Genomic DNA, 259 nt, shown 5'->3' on the forward strand with positions numbered 1-259 from the left:
TCCAGCACACCGGCTTCGGCGGCGAAGGCGGCCCGGAGGACGGCGAGATCGCCTGGCTGAGGAGGGCGACGGCCCAGGGCGGGGTCTGCGCCCTGGCCCTGCTGGACGGGCGACCCGCCGGCGCGGGCTGCTGCTCGGCCCCCGCCGACGGCCTCGGCGAACTGACCGGCCTGGCGGTCGCCCAGCCCTTCCGCCGCCGTGGCGTCGGCGCCGCACTGGCCGCCTGGCTGACCACGACGGCCTTCGCACACGGCTGCCC

The 259-nt window shown here is 79.2% G+C and carries 1 protein-coding gene; it reads left to right on the forward strand.

What is annotated here, in order from left to right:
• The coding region (locus IH13_RS0112470) for a GNAT family N-acetyltransferase (protein ID WP_037841157.1) at positions 1–259 on the forward strand (259 nt) is incomplete at both ends.

Origin of the sequence: Streptomyces sp. NRRL WC-3549 (assembly GCF_000721935.1) — a bacterium.
Classification (GTDB): domain Bacteria; phylum Actinomycetota; class Actinomycetes; order Streptomycetales; family Streptomycetaceae; genus Streptomyces.